The following is a 4981-nucleotide window of genomic DNA, read 5'->3' as shown; positions in this document are numbered from 1 at the left end:
GCGCTGGCAGGCGGCGGCGCGGCGGACAGACGCACGCTCAGACCGGAAACCGCGCCCTGCGCGCCGCCGGCCGGCCACGGCGCGAACAAGGCCAGCCCGTGCAAGGCTAGCGACAGCGACAGGCCCAGCAACAGGCGGTCGCCGTCGGACAAGCGCCGGCCCGGCCGCGCCGTCATCGCCGTCCGCCAGGCGCGACAACGGCCTGCCCCGGCGTCGCGCGGACGCAGGGGCAGGCCGTGGAATTCCGCTTAGCGGCGCCTGCCTTCATGCGCTCACTTGGCGTTGAGCAGCTTCTCGATATCGTCGCCATCGATCGCGCCCGGCACCAGCTGGCCGTTGGCGAAGATCAGGCCCGGCGTGCCGGTGATGCCCAGCTTCTCGCCCAGCTGCTGAATCTTCTCCAGCGGAGTGTCGCAATTGTCCGGACCGGTCAGCGGCTTGCCGTCGCGCATGAAGCCGGACCAGGCCGCCACTTTGTCGGGCGAGCACCAGATCTGCTTGGACTTGCGCATCGCGTCCGGGTGCAACTGGGACAGCGGGTAGAGGAAGGTGTAGATGGTCACGTTGTCCAGGTTCTTCAGGCCTTCGCGCTCCAGCTTCTTGCAGAACGGGCAGTCCGGATCGGAGAACACCGCCAGCTTGCGCTCGCCCTTGCCGCGCACTTCCTTCAGCGCGTATTCGAAGGGCAGCGACTTGAAGTCCACCTTGTTCAGCTCGGCCATTTTCTTCTCGGTCAGGCTTTCCTTCTTCACCGCGTCGATCAGATCGCCGACAAACAGATAGCTGGCGTCGGCGTTGGTGTACACCACCTGCTTATTGTCCACCACCACCTCGAAAATCCCTTTCACCGGGGTGGCGCTCACCGCCTTGACCGGCTTGCCGGGGAAACGGCCTTCAAACGCCTTCTTCACGTCGCCGGCGTTGCCGCTGCCGGCGGCTTGCGAGCAAGCGGCCAGCGCCATCATCAGGGAGGCGCCCAGCGCCAGGGACTTCAGGTTCTTCTTCATCAATCTTTATCCTTGAAAGGAGGTTCAGTAACCAATCGCCTGCCGAGCGAATTGCCGCTTCAAAGGCTTCAGGCAGTTGGTCAGGTTCAAGCCGGTGTTGCGCAGCCAGGACAGGCCCGGCCCTTGGGCGTGAAACAGCTGGAACAAGCCGTCGCAGCCCAATTGCATCGTTTTCACCGCTTCGCGCCGCCGGCGCTCGTAACGGCGCAGCAGCATCCAGTCTCCGGCGTCGCGTTCGCCGGCCAACAGCGCGGCCAATTGCGCCGCGTCCTGGAAGCCCAGGTTCACCCCCTGGCCGGCCAGGGGATGCACGGTGTGGGCCGCGTCGCCCACCAGGACCACGCGTTCCGCCGCCACCCGCTCCGGCTGGATCAAGCGCAGCGGAAACGCCGCCGCGGGGGTGAGGCAGGTCAACTCGCCCAGCTCCCGTCCTCCGGCCGCCGCCACCGTCGCCGCCAGTTGCTCCGGCGGCAGCTCCAGCAAGCGCGAGGGATCAGAAGTTGACCACACCATGGAAATTCGGTTCCCGGCCATGGGCAGCCAGGCCAGGATGCTGTCGCCGGTGAACCATTGCCGCGCCACGCCGCCGTGCGGGCGTTCGCAGTCGAAATTGGCCACCACCCCGCTCTGGCCGTAGGGTTTGACGCTGGCGTTCAAGCCGGCCTGCTCGCGCACCCAGGAGTTGGCGCCGTCGGCGCCGACCAGCAGCGCAGCGCTCAAGCGGCGGCCGTCTTCCAGCGTCAGCTCCGCGCCCAGCGCGTCGGCGCTCAGCGTCTGCGGCAAGACTCCGGTCAGGCAATCGACGCTAGACGCCGCCAGCCGCCGCCACAGCGCGGCCAGCAGCCAGCGGTTCTCGGCGATCCAGGCCAGCGCCGGCTCGCCGGCGTCGCTGGCGGCGAACTCGATGCGGCCGCCGGCGTCGCCGCGCACGTCCATAGCCTCAATCGCGCCCAGGCGCTCGGCGCCGGGCCAGGCGTCCAGGCTCTCCAGGAAACGGCGATTGGCCGGGCTCACCGCGTAGATGCGCGCATCCCAGCCCTGGTCCAGGTCCTGAAGCTCGGGCGGCCGTCCTTCGAGCAAGGCCACCCGCTTGCCCGCGCGGTCCAGCGCCAGCGCCAGGCTGGCGCCCACCAGGCCGCCGCCGACCACGATCACGTCGTACTGCAATGCTTTCACATCCGCTCCCATCAGACGCCGAACACCAAATGGCTGGCGAACTTGCGCCGCAGCGGCGGCAGCGCGTCCAGCGCGCTGAGGCCGACGCTGCGCATGGCGCTGACCACCGGATGGTGGCCGTCGAACAATTTGATCAAACCGTGGGTGAAGCCCACCACCGCGTGGCTGTCCACCCGCCGCGACGCCGCGTAGGCCGCCAGCGCGGCGGCGTCGCCGGGATCGGCCGCGCCGGCCAGCGCCGCGCTGAGACCGGCGGCGTCGCGCAGGCCCAGATTCAGGCCCTGCGCCGCCACCGGATGCATGGTTTGCGCGGCGTTGCCTATCATCGCCACCCGGCCGCTGACCACGCGGTTGAGCTGCTTCAGCGCCAACGGAAACGCCGCGCGCGGCCCCACGTCCAGGATGCGGCCCTGGCGCTCGCCGAAGGCCTGTTGCAAGGCGGCGGCCACCTCGGCGTCGTCGGCCGCCTGCAAGCGGGCGGCGTCCTCCGCGCTGCGGGTCCACACCAACATATAAGCGTCGCCGTGCGGCAACAGGGCCAGCGGCCCGTCATGGGCGAAGCGCTCATAAGCCACGCCCTTGGGCGGCAATTCGGTACGCACCTCGGCCAGCACCGCGCACTGGCGGTAATCGTGGCTCAGACGCTTGACGCCGGGCAGGCTTTCCGCCAACGCGCCGCCCTCGGCCATCACCGCCAGCCGGCAGGTCAACACGCTCTCGCCGGCGTCCGACTCCACCGTCGCCACCGCGTAATGGCTGAGGCTTTTGACCGCCCGCACCCGGTGCCGCCACAACACGCGCACGCCGGCGCGCTCCAGTGCGCCGCCCAGCGCCGCCACCAGCGCCGGATAATCCACCACCGCGCCCAGGTGCGGCAGGCCCACGTCCTCGCCCCGCAACAGGGTGCGGCCGCAAGCGCCTTGCTGCGACACGTGCACGCTGTCGATCACGGATGCCGGCAAATCCTCCGGCCAGGCGCCGGCTTCGCGCAGCAGTTCGCGGCTGTGCCAGGACAGCGCCAGCGCGCGCGCGTCGCGCACCGCCTCGTCGCGGCCGCGGGCCTCCACCAGCGTCACCTCGCGGCCGGCGCGCGCCAGCCGCAAGGCGGCCAGCGCCCCGACCGGGCCGCCGCCTATGATCACCACGTCCGCATGTTCATTTGTCTGTTGCTGCATTCTGTTTCCTCCTGTTTCCTCGGGACACAGGCTCCGGAATTCAATCCTGATTCATCAGCGCCTCGATCTCGTCGATGCGCTTGGGCACGCCGCCGGTATAGACCTCGCAGCCCTGCTCGGTGATCAGCACATCGTCCTCGATGCGCACGCCGATATGGTGCAGCGCGGCCGGCACCCCGTCCGCCGGGCGGATGTACAAGCCCGGCTCCACCGTCACGCACATGCCGGGCTGATAGGCGCGCCACAGGCCGTTGCGCTTGCGCGCGCCCACGTCGTGCACGTCCAGGCCGATCAGATGGCCGATGCCGTGCATGTAAAACTGGCGGTAGGCGCCGGATTCGATCACCCCGTCCACGCTGCCTTGCAGCAGCCCCAGGTCCAGCATGCCCTGGGCCAGCACCGCCAGCGCGGCGTCGCCGGACGCGTTCCAGGGCACATTCGGCCCCAAGGCGGCGATGGCCGCCGCCTGCGCCGCCAGCACCACTTCGTAGACGTCGCGCTGCGGGCCGCTGAAACGGCCGTTGATCGGGAAACTGCGGGTGATGTCGCCGGCGTAGCCTTCCAGCTCGCAGCCGGCGTCGATCAACAGCATCTCGCCGTCGCGCAGCAAGCCGTTGTTGGCGCAGTAATGCAGGGTGCAGGCATGGGCGCCGCCGGCGACGATGCTTTCGTAGGAAGGCTGGCGCGCGCCGCGGCTGACGAAGGCGTGCAGGATTTCCGCCTCGATCTGGTATTCATGCAGGCCGGGCCGGGTGGCGCGCATCGCCTGCACATGACCGGCGGCGGAAATCTCGCCGGCGCGGCGCAGCAGCGCGATCTCGCTGTCGTCCTTGATCAGGCGCATCTCGTCCAGCAGCGCGTGCACGTCGCCGTAGCAGCTGGGCGCCGGCGCGCCGTGGTAGGCGCGCTGGCGCAGGCTGTCCAGCCAGCCGTTGACGCGCACGTCGAATTTGGCGTCGCGGCCCAGACTCCAGCACAGCCGGCCGCAACCGGACAGCAGCTCCAGCATCCGCGCGTCCAGCTCGGCGACGGGATAAGCCTCGTCGAAGCCGAAAACCTCCGCCGCCGCCTGCGGCCCGTGGCGGAAGCCTTCCCAGATTTCCATGTCCGGATTCTTGTCGCGGCAGAACAGGATGGACTTGCCGCTGCGCCCGTCCAGCACCAACACCGCTTCCGGCTCGGCGAAACCGGTCAGGTACAGGAAATGGCTGTCCGGGCGATAGGGATAGAAATTATCGGCGTTGCGCACCGCTTCCGGCGCGGTGGGCAGCACCGCGACGGCGTCGCCCAGGGCGGACAGCAGGCGGGCGCGGCGTGCGGCATGAGGCGTGGGCATGGCGGAATCCAGGCAAGGGACCGACGCGGTCGTAAAAGCGGCAGTTTACACCGCCGCCCGCGCCAACCCAAGCCCCGCCGCCGGGCAAGGCCCCGCAGCGGCGGGGATGGAAACCTCCAAGCCGCGCAAGGCGCGGCTCACTACGACCATGACCACGGCCGCGGCGGCAGCGGCGGCGCGTCCGGGTCGTTGGGGTGCGGCGGCGTCAAGGCGCGCCAGGCTTCCAGTTCCGCCATGTCCTGCTTACGCGCCTCCCAGGCCCTCAGCATCAGCGGCGTCGGCTGCCA

Annotated in this window: 4 protein-coding genes; all 4 read right to left on the bottom strand. The window is 69.6% G+C overall.

What is annotated here, in order from left to right:
* Positions 1–272: 272 nt before the first annotated feature.
* The 4 genes from NK214_RS24595 to NK214_RS24580 are packed head-to-tail and all read right to left on the bottom strand — an operon-like array spanning position 273 to position 4694.
* Positions 273–1007, bottom strand: a complete 735-nt coding sequence (locus tag NK214_RS24595) for a thioredoxin fold domain-containing protein (RefSeq protein WP_107800060.1) — start codon at positions 1005–1007, stop codon at positions 273–275.
* A 24-nt stretch (positions 1008–1031) separates the two neighbouring features.
* Positions 1032–2195, bottom strand: coding sequence for a UbiH/UbiF family hydroxylase (locus tag NK214_RS24590; protein ID WP_256477561.1), 1164 nt, complete (start codon positions 2193–2195; stop codon positions 1032–1034).
* The gene (locus tag NK214_RS24585) at positions 2195–3358 is read right to left on the bottom strand and encodes an FAD-dependent oxidoreductase (RefSeq protein WP_253315766.1); all 1164 of its coding nucleotides are present in this window, start codon (positions 3356–3358) and stop codon (positions 2195–2197) included. Before NK214_RS24585 ends, NK214_RS24590 begins: the two co-directional genes overlap by 1 nt.
* A 40-nt stretch (positions 3359–3398) precedes the next feature.
* Positions 3399–4694 carry an aminopeptidase P N-terminal domain-containing protein gene (locus NK214_RS24580; RefSeq protein WP_227104227.1) on the bottom strand — a complete coding sequence of 432 codons (1296 nt, stop codon included), beginning with the start codon at positions 4692–4694 and terminating at the stop codon, positions 3399–3401.
* Between the last annotated feature and the right edge of the window lie 287 nt (positions 4695–4981).

Source organism: Chromobacterium sp. S0633 (assembly GCF_024158805.1).
Classification (GTDB): Bacteria; Pseudomonadota; Gammaproteobacteria; order Burkholderiales; family Chromobacteriaceae; genus Chromobacterium.
Note: the sequence above shows the minus strand (reverse complement) of the source record. Positions and strands in the feature narration are given on the sequence as shown.